Below are 13691 nucleotides of genomic sequence, written 5' to 3'. Positions count from 1 at the left end.
TGTCCGGACCGGGTGGCGGTCGCCATCGGCTAGGCTGCCCGACCGTGACCGACGACTCCGCCCTCGCGCCGACCTGCCTCGCCCACCCGCACGCGCCGGGGCCGGAGCACGCGGGCTGCGCGGCGGAGCACCGGGACGGCCGGCCGCTGCACGCCGCCGTGCTCAAGTTCTTCTGGGGACCGATGGACTGCGGCAAGTCCACGATGGCGTTGCAGATGAACTACAACCACGCCCGGCAGGGACGCCGGGGGCTGGTGCTCACCCGCATCGACCGGTCGCTCGGGCCGCGGATCACCAGCCGGATCGGGCTGGCGCACGATGCCATCGAGGTCACCGACGACCTCGACCTGGTGGCGCTGGTGCGCGGCCGCTGGGCCGAGGGCGTCCGGGTCGACTACCTCATCTGCGACGAGGCGAGCTTCTATACAGTTGCGCACGTCGAGCAGATGGCCGAGCTGGTCGACGCGTACGACGTGGATGTTTTCGCCTTCGGGCTGGCCACCGACTTTCGCTCCGGCCTGTTCCCCGCGGCGCAGCGGCTGTTCGAGCTGGCCGACGAGGTGGCCCGGATCCAGGTCGAGGTGCTCTGCTGGTGCGGCCGGGAGGGGCTGCTCAACGCCCGGGTCGTCGACGGCGCCGTGGTCCGGGAGGGCGAGCAGGTCGTCATCGGCGACACCATCGACTCGGCGCGGGTGCGGTACCAGGTGCTGTGCCGGCGGCACCACCGGGCCGGCGACCTCGGCCCGGCGCTGACCGGCGAGCCCGACCCGGCCCGCTGACCCCTCCGGCCCCGCCGGCCGGCCCCGCCGGCCCGACGGGCCGACCCAGTCGGGGTCAGGGGCGCCGCACGCCGCGGACCCGTCGGATTTGGATGTCGCCGCGCGCACGGTCAGATCGGGGCGTCGCCGCACACCCGCCACGTCCCGCCGTCGCGGACCACCATGAGCGTCCGCCGCTGCACCGCGCCGCTGCGGCGGAACAGCTGCACCGTCACCGAGCCGCGTGGCTGGCCGTTCTTGGTGGCCACCTTCACCTTGTCCACCGTGTACCGCAGCACCGCCTCGGCGCCGGTGGCGTACCGCACGAACTCGTCCCGGGTCCACCGGTCCCGGGTGCCCGGGCACAACCCGTCGTACGCGTGTCCCGCGTTGCCCGCCGACACGTCGCGCAGGAAGCCGTCCGCCGCCTCCCGTACCGGCCCGCTGGTGCCGCGCAACGCCTGGAAGTTCCACGCTCCCAGGCCGGCGGCGCCCACGCAGCACACCACGAGCACCACCGCCACCGACAGCAGCACGATCCGCCGTACCGGCGGGCGGCGGGCCGGGCGACCACCGACCTCGTAGGACACGTCCATCAACGGTAGAGATCGCCGGCCCGGCCCGCAGGCAAAGCCGGGTTGATAGATTCGACCGATCATCGCGCTGACCATCGACCCGGACTCCCCGGTGCCCCCGTACGAGCAGGTCCGGGACGGCATCGCGGCGCTCGCCGCCGACGGCGACCTGCCGGCCGGCAGCCGGCTGCCCCCGGTGCGGGAGCTCGCCGGCGGGCTCGGCCTCGCGGTCAACACGGTCGCCAAGGCCTACCGCGAGTTGGAACGGACCGGGCTGGTGGAGACCCGGGGACGGCACGGCACCTTCGTCACGGCCCGCGCGGCCGGCGTGCCCGAAGAGGCCCGCCGGCTGGCCGCCGACTACGCAGCACGCAGCCGTGAGCTAGGCGTACGGCCCGAGGACGCCCTCGCGTTGGCGCGGGCCGCCCTCGGTCTCGACCACCCCCCGTCCTGACCGCGGTACCGGCCCGCCGGCGCCTAGCCGGTCCGCCGCCGCCCGCCCGGTCCGCCGCCGCCCGCTGCGCCGGTGTCCGCCCGGCCCTCCGCCACCCGGCCCGCGCGCCGGCCGAGCCGCACTCACCTCCCCCATTTGTCAAGCGCTGCCGACGCTCAGCTGGCCCCTCCGCGCGCCGGCCGGCATGGACTACGGTCGGCCCATCCACCCGTGACCGCAGGAGCCGACATGCCCCGCTTCGTGCAGCCCGCACCCGTGCCCGCCGATCCGTACGCCGACGATCGTCTGCTCACCGGCTGGTTGGAGCGCCACCTCGGCGCCACCGGGCTGGACGAGGCCAAGGGCCGGCTGGTGGCGCTGGCCGCCGACGTGGCCGGGCCGCTGCGGGCCGCGCACGCCGACGCCGAGGCCAACCCGCCGGCCCTCGTCCGGTACGACCCGTGGGGCGCCCGGATCGACCGGATCGACACCCCGGCCGGCTGGCGGGCCCAGCGGGACGCCGCGGCCCGGCACGCCGTGGTGGCCCTGCCCTACCTGCCCGAGGCCCGCGGCACGTGGGGGGCGGCCGCGCGGGTCGTTCAGCACGCCCTGCTGCACCTGTTCGGCCCGGAGTCGGCCACCTTCTCCTGCCCGGTGGCGATGTCCGACGGCGCCGCGGCGCTGCTCAGCCTGCCCGACGTGGCGTCCGAGGTGCGCGACGCGTGGCTGCCCCGGCTGATCTCCACCGACCCGGCCCGGGCGATCACCAGCGGGCAGTGGATGACCGAGTCGCAGGGCGGCTCCGATCTGGCCCGCTCGGACACGACGGCCCGGCCGGCCGGGGACGGCTCCTGGCGGCTCACCGGCGAAAAGTGGTTCTGCTCGGCCGCCGACGCGGCGATGGCCGTGGCGCTGGCCCGCCCCGACGGCGCCGGGGACGGCAGCCGGGTCCTCGCGCCGTTCCTGGTGCCCCGCTACGCCGCCGACTCGCCGCTCGCGGCGGCCGGCCAGGATCCGGCCGACCCGGCCCCCGGGGTGCGGATCCACCGGCTCAAGGACAAGCTCGGCACCCGCGCCCTGCCCACCGCCGAGATCGGCCTGGCCGACGCGTACGCGCTGCCGCTGGGTGAGCCGAGCCAGCCGGGCCTGGTCCGGGCCATGACCCTGGTGGTGGTGACCCGGCTGCACAACGCCGCGGCCGCGGCCGGCGGCATGCGCCGGGGCCTGGACCTGGCCGTCGCGTACGCCCGCGGTCGCCGCGTGGCCGGCGGCCCGCTGGCCGACTCGCCGTTGCACACGGCCACCCTGGCCACCCTGGCGGTCGACGCGGCCGGCGCGTTCGTGCTGGCCGGACACGCCTTCGGGCTGCTCGGTCGGGTCGAGGTCGGGTCCGACCCGGCCGCGGCCACCGAGCTGCGGATCGTGGCGCCGCTGGCCAAGCTGGCCACCGGCCGGCTGGCCGTCGCCTCGGCCAGCGAGTACGTGGAGGCCTTCGGCGGCGCCGGGTACGTGGAGGACACCGGGGTGCCCCGGCTGCTGCGCGATGCCCAGGTGCTGCCGATCTGGGAGGGCACCACCAACGTGCTGGCGCTGGACGTGCTGCGCGCCGTCGTCCGGGAGGACGCCGCGGCGCCGCTGCTGAGCCGGATCGACGCGGCCGTGGAGGCGGCCCGGGCGCTGCACCCGGCCCTGGCCGACACCCTCGCGGGCGTCGCCGGCGAGCTGCGCGGCACCCTAGCCGAGGTGGCGGCCGAGCCCGCCTCGCCGGCCGTGCTGGCCGGGGCGCGCGGCCTCGCGCTGCGCCTGGCGTACGCGCTCACCGCGGCGCTGCTGGTCGAGCAGGCGGCCTGGGGCGACGAGCTGGCCGAGGCGGCGGCCCGGCTGTGGGCCCGCCGGTGGCTGCGCGGCGAGGACGTCGCGGTGGACGCGCACCGGCATGCCGAGGTGCTGCTGTGACAGCGGAGGCCGGCGGTCGCCCGGCCACCGTGGCGGCCGGGTCCGCCGGCAGGGCGCGGGCGCGGTCAGCGGTCAGCGGGCGCGGCCGGCGGTCAGCGGGCGCGGCCGGCGGTCAGCGGTCAGCGGGCGCGGCCAGCGGTCAGCCGGCGCGGCCGGCGGCCAGCGGTCAGTTGTCCGGCAGCCGCCGCCGTTGCGGATACACCGTCTCGCCGCGGGCCAGCATCGCGACGAAGTCGGCGATCCGCCGCGCCCGGGTCTCCGGCCGCTTCACCGCCTCGACCCGGTGCAGGATGGCGTACCGGTTCTGGGCGGTGAGGATCTCGAACATGGCCGCCGCCCGCGGCTGACCGGCCAGCGCGGCGGTCAGATCGTCCGGCACCCGGGCCGTGGCCGGGCCGGCGTACGCGGCGTCCCACCGGCCGTCGGCCTTCGCCCGCTCGATCTCGGCGAGCCCGGCCGGACACATCCGGCCCGCCTCGATGAGTCCGGTGGCCAGGGCGACGTTCCGGGCCGACCACCGGCTGCGGGGCCGGCGCGGGGTCCAGCGCTGCCGGAAGGTGCCGGCGTCGCGGCGCTGCACCTGCCCGTCGATCCAGCCCTGGCACAGCGCCTCCGGCAGCGCCTCGTCGTAGCTGAGGCTGGTCGGCTCGACGGTGCCCTTGCGGGCCAGCACCAGCCACACGCCGGGAGAGTCGCCGTGGTGCCCCGCCAGCCAGGCCCGCCAGCCGGCGACGTCCGGGACCACCAGCTCGGCCAGGTCGGCGCCGGTGGGGGTGCTGCTCATCGTTCCTCCCTCGGGTCCGGTCGGTCGCCGGGTACCGGCGAGCGGCGGGACCGGGCCGCCCAGATCGCGTACGCCGGATCCCGGTCCAGATTGTGCCGGTCCCGGTCGTACCGCCGGGTGGTGCGCGGGTCGGCGTGCCCCATGGCATCCTGCACGTCCTCCAGGGCCACCCCCTCGGCGCGGGCCGCCGTGGCGAACGCGTGTCGCAGCGAGTGCGGGGACAGCGACGCCCAGGCCGGGATGCCGGCATCCCGGGCCAGCCGGCGGACCAGCCGGAACACCGCGTGCCGATCGAGCCGGGCGCCGCTGGCGGTGACCAGCAGCGGCCCGGTCAACCGGCCCGCCGGCACCCCCACGGCCGCGGCTCGGGCCGCCAGGTAGGCGTCCACGGCCTCGACGGCGGCCGGGGTGAGGGCCCGCCGGCGCGGCCGGCCACCCTTGCCGACGAACCGAACGCTGCGGTGCCCCCGCTCCCGACCCAGGTCCTCCACGTCCAGCGAGACCAGTTCCCCGACCCGTAGCCCCAGGTCGGCCAGCAGCGTCACGGCCACCCGGTTGCGGGCGGCGGTGTCCCCGGTGGCCGAGGCCGCGGCCGCCAGCAGCGCGTCCACCTCCGCCGGGGTGAGCCCCACCGTGGCCGAGTGGTCCCGGTCGACCCGCGGCCGGTCGGCGCCGGCCACCGGGTTGGCCGGCACCGCGCCGAGCTTGACCAGGAAGCCGTACCAGCTGGACAGCGCGGACAGCTTCCGGGCCACGCTCGCCGCGGAGAGGGGCTGCGCCCCGGAACCTCCGCGGGACCGGTGCTCGCCGCTGGCGAACCCCGGCTCCGGCTGCGCTGCGGCTGTTCTGGCGGGCCCGTGCTCGCCGCCGGCGAACCCCGGCTCCGGCTGCGCTGCGGAGGAGGGGCGCTCGAGGTCGCGGGCGTACGCGTTGACGTCCAGGAAGGTGGCCCGCAGCGGGTCCATGTCCCGGCGGGCGCACCAGCTCAGCCAGCCGGCCACGTCGCCCCGGTACGCGGTGCGGGTGTGTTCGGACAGCCGACGGTTGCGCAGCCACGCGTCGGTGAAGTCCAGGGCCGGGCCGTACCGGTCGAGTGGGGCCGCGGTCGGCGCGGAGACGAGGGAGCCGGACATGTGAGAGAGATTTCCAGGCCGGCCCGCCGGAGCGCAATCGACGCGCCCGGCGGTCGCGGTCCGGCTTCGGGCTGGACCTTTCCCCTGGGTCAGGGCCGAGCATCCTCGGGTGCCGGCGCCGGTGCCGCGAGCGCCGGCGGGAGGAGGGGTACGGTGCGAATCGGCTCGATCGGGGCGTACATGATGGACCGGCGACCGCTCGCGGTGCCGGCGTTCCGGCGGATGTGGCTGGCCTCGGCGGTGGCCGCGGTCGGCGGCTCGTTCTCGACCGTCGCCGTGCCCACCCAGCTGTATGCCCGGACCGGATCGTCCGCGGCCGTGGCCGTGGCGGCCGTCGTGGCGTTCGGCGCCCTCGCGGTGTCGTCGCTGTGGTCCGGGGCGTTGGCCGACCGGGCCGACCGGCGGCGGGTGCTGCTGGCCGCGCACGCCGGCCTGGGCGCGACCTACCTGGGGCTGTGGGCGCAGTCGGCGCTCGGCGTCCGGTCCGTCGCGGCGCTGCTGGTCCCGGTCGCGGTCCAGGGGTTCGCGCTGGGCGGGGTCCTGGCCACGACCGGCGCGGTGCTGCCCCGGTTGGTCCCCGCCCACCTGCTGCCGGCTGCGAACAGCCTCAACTCACTGGTCCGGTACGGCGGCTCGGTCCTCGGGCCGCTGCTGGCCGGCGCCCTCATCCCGCTGGTCGGACTCCGCACGCTGTACCTGTTCGACGCGGTGGCCCTGCTGGCGGTGCTGACCGCCGTGTGGCGGCTGCCGGCCCTGCCCCCGGGGCCGGCACCGGCTGGCGGCGCGCCGCCGGCGCGGCCGGGCACGGTCAGGCAGGTGTTCGCCGGCTTCCGCTACCTGGCCGCCAACCGGCTGCTGCTGGCGGTGCTGGGTGTGGACCTGGCCGCGATGGTGTTCGGGATGCCGTCGGCGCTGTTTCCCGAACTGGCGGCCCGGACCTACGGCGGGCCGCCCGGCGGCGGGATGGTGCTGGGGCTGCTCTACGCCGCGTACCCGGCCGGGGTGGTCGCGGCCGGCCTGTTCTCCGGCACATTCACCCGGTCGCGGCGGCAGGGCGCGCTGCTCATTGGCTCCGCCGCGGCATGGGGCGGGACGCTGCTGCTGCTCGGGCTGCTGCCGTGGCTGCTGACCGGGCTGGTGGCGCTGCTGCTGGGCGGCGCGGTCAATGCGGTGCTGAGCGCGGCCCGCAACGCGATCACGCAGGAGCACACCGACGACGCGCTCCGGGGCCGGATCCAGGGCTCGCTCACGGTGGTGCTGATGGGCGGGCCGCAGCTGGCCAACGTGCTGCACGGAGTCGCGGCGGCCCGGTGGAACGCGCCCGGCGCGGTCGCGGCCGGCGGTGTGCTCACGGTGGCGGCGGTGGCGCTGATCGGGTGGCGGGTGCCGGCCCTGCGGCGGTACGGCATGCCGAAGGCGGGTCCGGCGCGCTCCGCCCACGGCCCGACGACCGCGGCCGCCTCCGCCCACCGGCCGAGGACGGCGGCCCCCTCCGGCCACGGGCCGACAGCTGCGGGGCACCGCACCGGCGGAACCGCGGCGAACGTGGACGGATGACGCGACGGCGGCGGCCCCGCACCGGGACCGCCGCCGTCGGAACGGTTCAGGCGTTGATCTGCTGCCGGCCGTTTCCCGTCGCGGTGACCGAGATCTTGCGCGGCTTGGCCCGCTCGGCGACCGGGATGCGCAGGGTCAGCACCCCGTTCTCGTAGCCGGCCTCCAGCTTGTCGGTGTCCAGGGTGTCGCCCAGGAACAGCTGCCGGGTGAACACGCCCATCGGCCGCTCGGCCGCCACCAGTTCCACGTTCTCGCCGGTGGGCCGGCGCCGCTCGGCACGCACGGTGAGCACGTTGCGCTCGACCGTGCAGTCGATACTGTCCGGGTCGACGCCCGGCAGGTCGAACGCCGCGTAGAAGTACTCGCCGTCCCGGTAGGCGTCCAGGTGCATCACCGCCGGTCGAGCGGTGGTGCCGAAGAACTGCTCCGCGAGCCGGTCCATCTCGCGGAAGGGGTCGGTACGCATCAACATCGTTGCGCCTCCTCGAATCTCCCACGTCTTCCGAAGCTTCAAGTTGAGTGCCCGTGACTCAACTTCCTCTTCTTATTTACCTCGCTCGCGGGAGGCCGTCAACTCCCGTCCGGCAGCGTCATCAAGTGGCGTCTGTCACTTCTACCCGGTCCTCCTCCGTCGCCGGAGGCGGCGCCGCGGGACCGGTCTGCTCAAGAACGACCGCGGAACGGGACGCGCATGGTCAACGCCGCGCCGGGTACCGGACGGGGCATGACGATCGGGCCATCTCACGATCGCCGGCTTCGCCCGGCCACCGCCGCTGCGGCCACGCTGCTCGCCGGCGCCTTCTATGGCTGGGCCCGGCTGCGCCACGGCAAGCCCATCCACACCCGCGGCAGCGTCCACACGGCCCGGCTGATCCGGCACGGCCTCACCGCCGCCGAGCTGCCGGCCTGGTTCACCCGCCCCGGCGAGGTGTACGGGGTGGCCCGGCTGTCCCGCGGGCTGAGCGTGCCGCGCCCGCTGCCGGACGTGCTCGGCCTCGCGCTGCGGTTCCCCGGTCCGGCCGGTTCGCCCAGCGACCTGCTGCTGTCCACCACCGGCCTCGCCCCCTTCGCCCGGCACCTGATGCTGCCGCGCCGAGATCCCGCCCGCGTCCCGTACACCACCCTGACGCCGTACCGGTCCGAACACGGTTCGGTGCTCTTCGCCGCCCTGCCGGCGCCGGCGGCCCACCGGGCCGGCGCGGGCGGTCCGCTGCTGCGCTTCACCCTCGCCTCTGCCACCCCGATGTCGGCGTGGCAGCCGTTCGGGTCCGTCGAGCTGACCCCGCCGCCCGCCGGGCTGGTCGACCCGCCGGTGGCGTTCGACCCGGTGCTGCATCCGCTGCCCGGCCTGTGGCTGCCGCAGCCGGTGGCCCGGATCCGCGCGGCCAGCTACCGGGCGGCCCGCCGGGGCCGCGCCGGGCGGCTCGACGAACTCGAGGCCGTCCCGGCCGGCTCGCCCGACGAGGCCTGAATCACGGACCGTACGGCGGCGGGCGGCGCGGGTGCCATGATGGTCCCCGCCCGCTGCACCGCCTGCGAGACGGAGATCGCCCTGCCCACGCCCATCCAGCTGCGGACCGGCGCCGACCGGTTCCGCGCCGACTGCGCCAGCTGCTTCGGGCTCTGCTGCGTGGCGCCGGCGTTCGCCGCCTCCGCCGACTTCGCCATCGACAAGCCCGCCGGGCGCGCCTGCCCCAACCTGGGCGCCGACTTCCGCTGCGGCATCCACACGGAGCTGCGGCAGCGGGGCTTCCCCGGCTGCGCGGTGTTCGACTGCTTCGGCGCCGGTCAGCGGACCTCGCAGGTCACCTTCGCCGGCCGAGACTGGCGGACCGCCGACACCGCCGACACCGCCGACACCGCCGACACCGCCGACACCGCCGGCAGCGAGCGCACCGCGGACAGCGGCGGCACCGGTGAGGGCGGCTGCACCGCCGGGCAGATGTTCGCGGTCTTCGCGGTGCAGCGGCCGCTGCACGAGCTGCTCGCGTACCTGACCGAGGCCCGCACCTTCCCGGCGGCCCGGCCGCTGCACCGGCAGCTCGACGCGGCGCTGGCCGAGCTGCACCGGCTGGTCGACGGAACTCCGGAGGCGATCCTCGCGGCCGACGTCGCCGGCTGGCGGGCCCGGGTGAACCCGCTGCTGTCCCGGGCCAGCGAACTGGCCCGCGCCACGAAGGGGCGGCGGCCGGCGAACCGCCGGGGCGCCGACCTGGCCGGAGCGGACCTGCGCGGGGCCGACCTGCGCAACGCCAACCTGCGCGGGACGTACCTGATCGGGGCCGACCTGCGCGGCGCCGACCTGCGGCGCGCGGACCTCACCGGCGCGGACACCCGCGGCGCCCGGCTGGCCGGCGCCGACCTGCGGGACGCGCTGTTCCTCACCCAGTCCCAGCTCGACGCGGCCACCGGCGACGGGGCGACGCGGCTACCCCGGTCACTCCACCGCCCCCCGCACTGGCCATCCACTGATCAGTTGTAGGTCACCAGGGCAGCGGGGCGGCCTCGGCGACCTCCAGCCACCGGTCCACCTCGGCCGGCCCGTGGTGCCGGATCGACCAGTCGACCTGGCGCAGCGCCATGTGCGCCCAGTAAGCCCGCAGCCGATCCGGTGGCACGGCGGCCCGCAGCCGCTCCGCCAGCTCACTCCCGAGCGTCGGGGCCCGCAGCGCCAGATCGAAGCGCAGGGTCACCAGATCCAGCCAGCCATCGCCGCGCGCGGCGCCATCCCAGTCGACCACCCCGGTGATCCGGCCGGCATCCACCAGCACATTGCCGGGGTGGAAGTCGGCGTGCACGAGATCCGGTCCGTCCGCCGCGTCCCGCTCGGCCCCCACCGCGCGGACCCGCTCCAGCAGCCGGGCGGTGCGTCGGTCGTACCCGGCCAGCGACTCGTGCACGCAGAAGCCCGGACCGCTGGACCGCAGGTGCAGCGGCAGGGGCGGCAGGTCGTCCCGGTCCGCCAGCAGCCCGCGCAGCCGGGAGTTGATCGCGAGCAGGCCGTCGAACAGTGAGCGGTCCACCGTGGCCGGTGCGGCGCCGGGCAGCAGCCGCTGCACCACCGCCCACCCCCCGCCGTCCAGCGGCGCCACCAGGTCGTACCCGGGCACCGGCACGCCGGCGTCGCCGGCCAGCCGGACCAGCCCGGCCACGTCCTGGCGGTCCCGGCCCAGCACGCCCCGCCGCCCGTCCGGCCAGCGGACGTACGCCGCACCCACCTCGCCGCCCGAACACGGCCCGAGGTAGTCAAGGCGTACGCCGGTGTGGCCGGCGACGGCGGCCAGCATCCGTTCGGCCGCCAACCGCGGCGCCCGCCCGGCTCCGGTGGACAGCGCGCCGGTCACGCTGTCGTCCCGCCCCACCGGGACCAGGCGTCGTCGGTGACCGCGTCCACCGCGTCGGCCGCCGCGGCCAGGTCGGCCACCGTGAACGCCTCCGCCGCGCCGGTCCGCCAGCGCGCCGCCCGGCCGGCCAGCTCGGTCCAGCGCGGGAACTCGGCGGCCAGGTACGCGGCTGCTTCCGACTTGGTGGTGATGTCGCCGGTGGCGAGGGTGTAGTGCAGCCGGGGTGGCCCGAGGATCGTCCACGCCACACCGGCGGCGTCCACCGGATCGCCGGGCGGCTGATCCGTCGCGTACGCCCGGATCTGGCCGGCCAGCGGCTGCCAGTAGTCGCGCAGGTTGTCCAGGTTGTACTGGCGCACCGCGGCCTCGTCCGGCTCCGGGCCGGTCACCGCGGGCCCCCGGACCGGAATGCCGTAGCGGCGCAGCAGCAGCCAGATCACCGGGGTCAGCTCGCCGCACGGCCGGTCGGTGTGCAGCTCGCCGTCCACCAGGAACGGCGCCACCTCGCGGTTCATCGGCCGCGCGGCGAAGGCCGTCTCGGCCAGGTAGACCCCGTCCAGATGCGGCCGGCCGGACAGCTTGCCGTGCACCTCGGCGAGCGCGGTCAGCTCCGCGGCGCCGGCCGGCCGGCCGGTCACGATGATCGTGTCCACATCGCTGTGCGGCGGTTGCCAGGCGCCCAGCGCCACCGAGCCCACCAGGTAGAGCCGCCGAACGAAGCCGGGCAGCGCCGCGTCCACCGAGGCCAGGTAGCGGTCCACCAGTTCGGCGACCGGACCGGGCGCCTCCCGGTTCACCCGTCCCTCCACGCGTGGATGCCCAGCCCGTCGTACCGGATTCTCGTGGTCGTGCCCGCCATGCGGCCTCCCCCCGCTGCCGTCGTACCAGCGAACCTAACCGATCGGTACGACGGCGCTCGACCCCGGCGCGGGCGGCGGGTCTCCCACCGGGAGCACGGGGGTATCTATGCTGGCGCGGTGCCGACCGACCGGGAGCTGACCGACGGAACCGTCGGTCCGTACGCCGCGGGGCTGCGGTTGGGTTCGTGGACCGAGGCCGACCTGCCGGCCCTGGTCGAGGCGTACCGGGATCCGGTGTTGCGCCGGTTCAGCAGCGCGCGGGTGCGGTCGGCCGCGGACGCGCGGCGCTGGCTGGCCCGGCAGCGGGAGGGCTGGGCGGACGGCACCCGGCTCGGCTTCGCCGTCCGGGAGGAGCTGCCCGACGGCGGCCCCGGGCGGGTGCTGGGGCACGTGGTGCTGCGCCGGGTCACGCCCGAGGCCGACATCGGCGAGGTGGGCTACTGGACCGCCGGCTGGGCGCGCGGCCGCGGGGTGGCGTCGCGCGCGCTGGACGGGCTGTCCCGGTGGGGATTCGACGCGCTGGGACTGCGCCGGCTCGACCTCATCCACCAGGTGGACAACCCGGCGTCCTGCCGGGTGGCCGGCAAGGCCGGGTACGACCTGGTCCGGGTCCTGCCGCCCGAACCGCCGTACCCGCTGGACGGTCACCTGCACAGCCGCCCGGCCTGACCCCGCAGCGCTCCCGACATCCGCGCCGGGAGCACGGCGCCCGCGCCGCGCCCCCGGCGCCGTTGCCGAGGGGCGCCGCGACCGCGTCAGTGCTGCCCGCTGACGCAGGCCTCCCGGTCCACCGCCGTCGCGGGCGGCGGCACGTCGGGGCCCGCGGGCAGGTCGGTGCGCCGGTCCGGGCGGCGCAGCAGCACCGCGGCCACCCCGAACGCGACCGCCAACAGGCCGGCGCCGACCAGGAACGCCCGCCGGTAGCCGCCGGTCAGCGCCGCCGCCGGGTCGAGGCCGGCGGCCAGCAACCGGCCGGTACGACCGCCGGCCAGGGTGGCGAGCACGGCCACCCCGACGGCCATCCCGAGCTGCTGGGTGGTGTTGAACAGCCCCGAGGCCAGGCCGGCGTCCCGCTCCGACGCGCCGGACATGCCGAGCGCGGTCAGGGCCGGCAGGGCCAGCCCGAAACCGGCGGCCAGCAGCATCACCGGCAGCAGGTCGGTCAGGTAGTGCGCGTGCACCGGCAGCCGGGCCAGCAGCAGCTGCATGCCGACAAGCAGGGCCAGCCCGGTCAGCAGCACGGCCCGCTCGCCGTACCGGGCGTTGAGCCGGGCGGACGCGCCGAGCGTGATCGCGCCGATCACCAGGGCCGCGGGCAGCATGGCCAGGCCGGTGGCCGTGGCGCCGTAGCCGAGCACCCGCTGCAGGTAGAGCGCCACCAGCACCTGGAAGGAGAACGCCGCGGCCACCATGAGCGCCTGCACGAGGTTCGCGCCGGACACCGCCCGGGAGCGGAACAGCCGCAGCGGCATGAGCGGCTGCCGCGCGGTGGCCTGCCGGGCGAGGAACGCGGCGAGCAGCAGCACGGCGAGCGTACCCAGGGCCAGTGTGGACGGCGCGGCCCAGCCGGTGCGCTCCACCCTGACCACCGCGGCGATCCCGGTGGTCAGGCCGGCGGCGACCAGCAGCGCCCCCACCAGGTCGGCGCCGGCCCGCAGGCCCAGGCCGCGGTCACCCGGCAGCACCGGTACGGCGAGGGCGGCGGCCGCCGCCCCGATGGGCAGGTTGATCACGAAGATCCAGTGCCAGCTCAGGGCGTCCGTGAGCAGCCCGCCGAGCACCTGGCCGAGGGAGGCGCCGGCGGCGCCGGTGAAGCTGAACACGGCGATCGCGGTGGCCCGCTCCCGCGCCCGCGGGAAGAGGGTGACCAGGATGCCGAGGCTGACGGAGGCGGCCAGGGCGCTGCCGACGCCCTGCAGGTACCGGGCCGTGATCAGCATGGCCGGCCCGGTGGCCAGCCCGGCCAGCAGCGAGGCCGCGGTGAACACGGCGGTGCCGGCCACGAACATCCGCTTGCGCCCCACCAGGTCGCCGAGCCGGCCGGCCAGCAGCAGCAGGCTGCCGAAGGCGATCAGGTACGCGTTGACCACCCAGCTCAGGCCGCCGGTGCTGAAGCCGAGGTCGTCCTGGATGGCGGGCAGGGCCACCGTGACGATGCTGCCGTCGAGGATGGTCATCAGCACCGACGTGGTGAGGATGCCGAGGGCGAACCAGCGGGACCGCGCGGCCGGCTCTGCTGCGATGGACATGGGCGTCCTTCCGTCGATCATTGTTCCGACGGTTAGGACGCT

14 protein-coding genes are annotated in these 13691 nt (G+C 76.6%); 7 read left to right on the top strand and 7 right to left on the bottom strand.

Annotated features, from left to right (window positions below; genetic code table 11):
* Window positions 1-44 precede the first annotated feature (44 nt).
* Complete coding sequence (locus ACFFHU_RS16975; RefSeq protein WP_377340043.1) at window positions 45-779, top strand: thymidine kinase; 735 nt, start codon at window positions 45-47, stop codon at window positions 777-779.
* Window positions 780-889: 110 nt separating this feature from the next.
* On the opposite strand, the gene ACFFHU_RS16970 is transcribed toward ACFFHU_RS16975, so the two are convergent.
* The gene (locus ACFFHU_RS16970) at window positions 890-1348 is read right to left on the bottom strand and encodes an Rv0361 family membrane protein (RefSeq protein ID WP_377340040.1); all 459 of its coding nucleotides are present in this window, start codon (window positions 1346-1348) and stop codon (window positions 890-892) included.
* 67 nt (window positions 1349-1415) lie between these two features.
* Here ACFFHU_RS16970 and ACFFHU_RS16965 point away from each other — a divergent pair, with 67 nt between their 5' ends.
* Both ACFFHU_RS16965 and ACFFHU_RS16960 read left to right on the top strand, forming a co-directional pair.
* Window positions 1416-1787, top strand: a complete 372-nt coding sequence (locus ACFFHU_RS16965; RefSeq protein WP_377340140.1) for a GntR family transcriptional regulator — start codon at window positions 1416-1418, stop codon at window positions 1785-1787.
* A gap of 228 nt (window positions 1788-2015) precedes the next feature.
* Window positions 2016-3722, top strand: coding sequence for an acyl-CoA dehydrogenase family protein (locus tag ACFFHU_RS16960; protein WP_377340038.1), 1707 nt, complete (start codon window positions 2016-2018; stop codon window positions 3720-3722).
* 166 nt (window positions 3723-3888) lie between these two features.
* On the opposite strand, the gene ACFFHU_RS16955 is transcribed toward ACFFHU_RS16960, so the two are convergent.
* Both ACFFHU_RS16955 and ACFFHU_RS16950 read right to left on the bottom strand, forming a co-directional pair.
* Entirely contained in the window at window positions 3889-4506 is a 618-nt protein-coding gene (locus ACFFHU_RS16955) for a YdeI/OmpD-associated family protein (RefSeq protein WP_377340036.1), read from the bottom strand.
* A complete protein-coding gene (locus ACFFHU_RS16950; RefSeq protein ID WP_377340034.1) occupies window positions 4503-5639 on the bottom strand; it encodes a tyrosine-type recombinase/integrase in 1137 nt (378 codons plus the stop codon). Before ACFFHU_RS16950 ends, ACFFHU_RS16955 begins: the two co-directional genes overlap by 4 nt.
* 153 nt (window positions 5640-5792) lie before the next feature.
* Here ACFFHU_RS16950 and ACFFHU_RS16945 point away from each other — a divergent pair, with 153 nt between their 5' ends.
* Window positions 5793-7196 (top strand): MFS transporter, encoded by a 1404-nt coding sequence (locus ACFFHU_RS16945; RefSeq protein WP_377340032.1) that lies wholly within the window; start codon window positions 5793-5795, stop codon window positions 7194-7196.
* A 46-nt stretch (window positions 7197-7242) separates the two neighbouring features.
* Here the strand turns inward: ACFFHU_RS16945 and ACFFHU_RS16940 are convergent, their stop codons facing one another.
* Window positions 7243-7668 (bottom strand): Hsp20/alpha crystallin family protein, encoded by a 426-nt coding sequence (locus ACFFHU_RS16940; RefSeq protein WP_377340030.1) that lies wholly within the window; start codon window positions 7666-7668, stop codon window positions 7243-7245.
* A 252-nt stretch (window positions 7669-7920) separates the two neighbouring features.
* Here ACFFHU_RS16940 and ACFFHU_RS16935 point away from each other — a divergent pair, with 252 nt between their 5' ends.
* Together ACFFHU_RS16935 and ACFFHU_RS16930 are read left to right on the top strand one after the other, a co-directional pair.
* Complete coding sequence (locus ACFFHU_RS16935) at window positions 7921-8667, top strand: hypothetical protein (protein WP_377340027.1); 747 nt, start codon at window positions 7921-7923, stop codon at window positions 8665-8667.
* A 36-nt stretch (window positions 8668-8703) separates the two neighbouring features.
* Window positions 8704-9678: a pentapeptide repeat-containing protein gene (locus tag ACFFHU_RS16930; protein ID WP_377340024.1), complete on the top strand. Its 975-nt coding sequence runs from the start codon at window positions 8704-8706 to the stop codon at window positions 9676-9678.
* 1 nt (window position 9679) lies between these two features.
* Here the strand turns inward: ACFFHU_RS16930 and ACFFHU_RS16925 are convergent, their stop codons facing one another.
* On the bottom strand, window positions 9680-10540 hold the full coding sequence (locus tag ACFFHU_RS16925) for a phosphotransferase family protein (protein ID WP_377340023.1): 861 nt from the start codon (window positions 10538-10540) through the stop codon (window positions 9680-9682).
* Window positions 10537-11349 carry a nucleotidyltransferase domain-containing protein gene (locus ACFFHU_RS16920; protein WP_377340021.1) on the bottom strand — a complete coding sequence of 271 codons (813 nt, stop codon included), beginning with the start codon at window positions 11347-11349 and terminating at the stop codon, window positions 10537-10539. Before ACFFHU_RS16920 ends, ACFFHU_RS16925 begins: the two co-directional genes overlap by 4 nt.
* Window positions 11350-11517: 168 nt before the next feature.
* On the opposite strand from ACFFHU_RS16920, the gene ACFFHU_RS16915 reads away from it, so the two are divergent.
* On the top strand, window positions 11518-12069 hold the full coding sequence (locus ACFFHU_RS16915) for a GNAT family N-acetyltransferase (protein ID WP_377340018.1): 552 nt from the start codon (window positions 11518-11520) through the stop codon (window positions 12067-12069).
* A gap of 86 nt (window positions 12070-12155) precedes the next feature.
* On the opposite strand, the gene ACFFHU_RS16910 is transcribed toward ACFFHU_RS16915, so the two are convergent.
* On the bottom strand, window positions 12156-13649 hold the full coding sequence (locus tag ACFFHU_RS16910; protein WP_377340016.1) for an MFS transporter: 1494 nt from the start codon (window positions 13647-13649) through the stop codon (window positions 12156-12158).
* Window positions 13650-13691 lie beyond the last annotated feature (42 nt).

Origin of the sequence: Plantactinospora siamensis, assembly GCF_042434095.1 — a bacterium.
Taxonomy (GTDB): Bacteria; Actinomycetota; Actinomycetes; order Mycobacteriales; family Micromonosporaceae; genus KBS50.
Note: the sequence above shows the minus strand (reverse complement) of the source record. Positions and strands in the feature narration are given on the sequence as shown.

Coding starts and splice junctions, on each gene's coding strand:
- ACFFHU_RS16950 (WP_377340034.1), bottom strand. CDS start 5,639: ATGTCCGGCTCCCTCGTCTCCGCGCCGACCGCGGCCCCACTCGACCGG.
- ACFFHU_RS16940 (WP_377340030.1), bottom strand. CDS start 7,668: ATGTTGATGCGTACCGACCCCTTCCGCGAGATGGACCGGCTCGCGGAG.
- ACFFHU_RS16955 (WP_377340036.1), bottom strand. CDS start 4,506: ATGAGCAGCACCCCCACCGGCGCCGACCTGGCCGAGCTGGTGGTCCCG.
- ACFFHU_RS16930 (WP_377340024.1), top strand. CDS start 8,704: ATGATGGTCCCCGCCCGCTGCACCGCCTGCGAGACGGAGATCGCCCTG.
- ACFFHU_RS16910 (WP_377340016.1), bottom strand. CDS start 13,649: ATGTCCATCGCAGCAGAGCCGGCCGCGCGGTCCCGCTGGTTCGCCCTC.
- ACFFHU_RS16960 (WP_377340038.1), top strand. CDS start 2,016: ATGCCCCGCTTCGTGCAGCCCGCACCCGTGCCCGCCGATCCGTACGCC.
- ACFFHU_RS16935 (WP_377340027.1), top strand. CDS start 7,921: ATGACGATCGGGCCATCTCACGATCGCCGGCTTCGCCCGGCCACCGCC.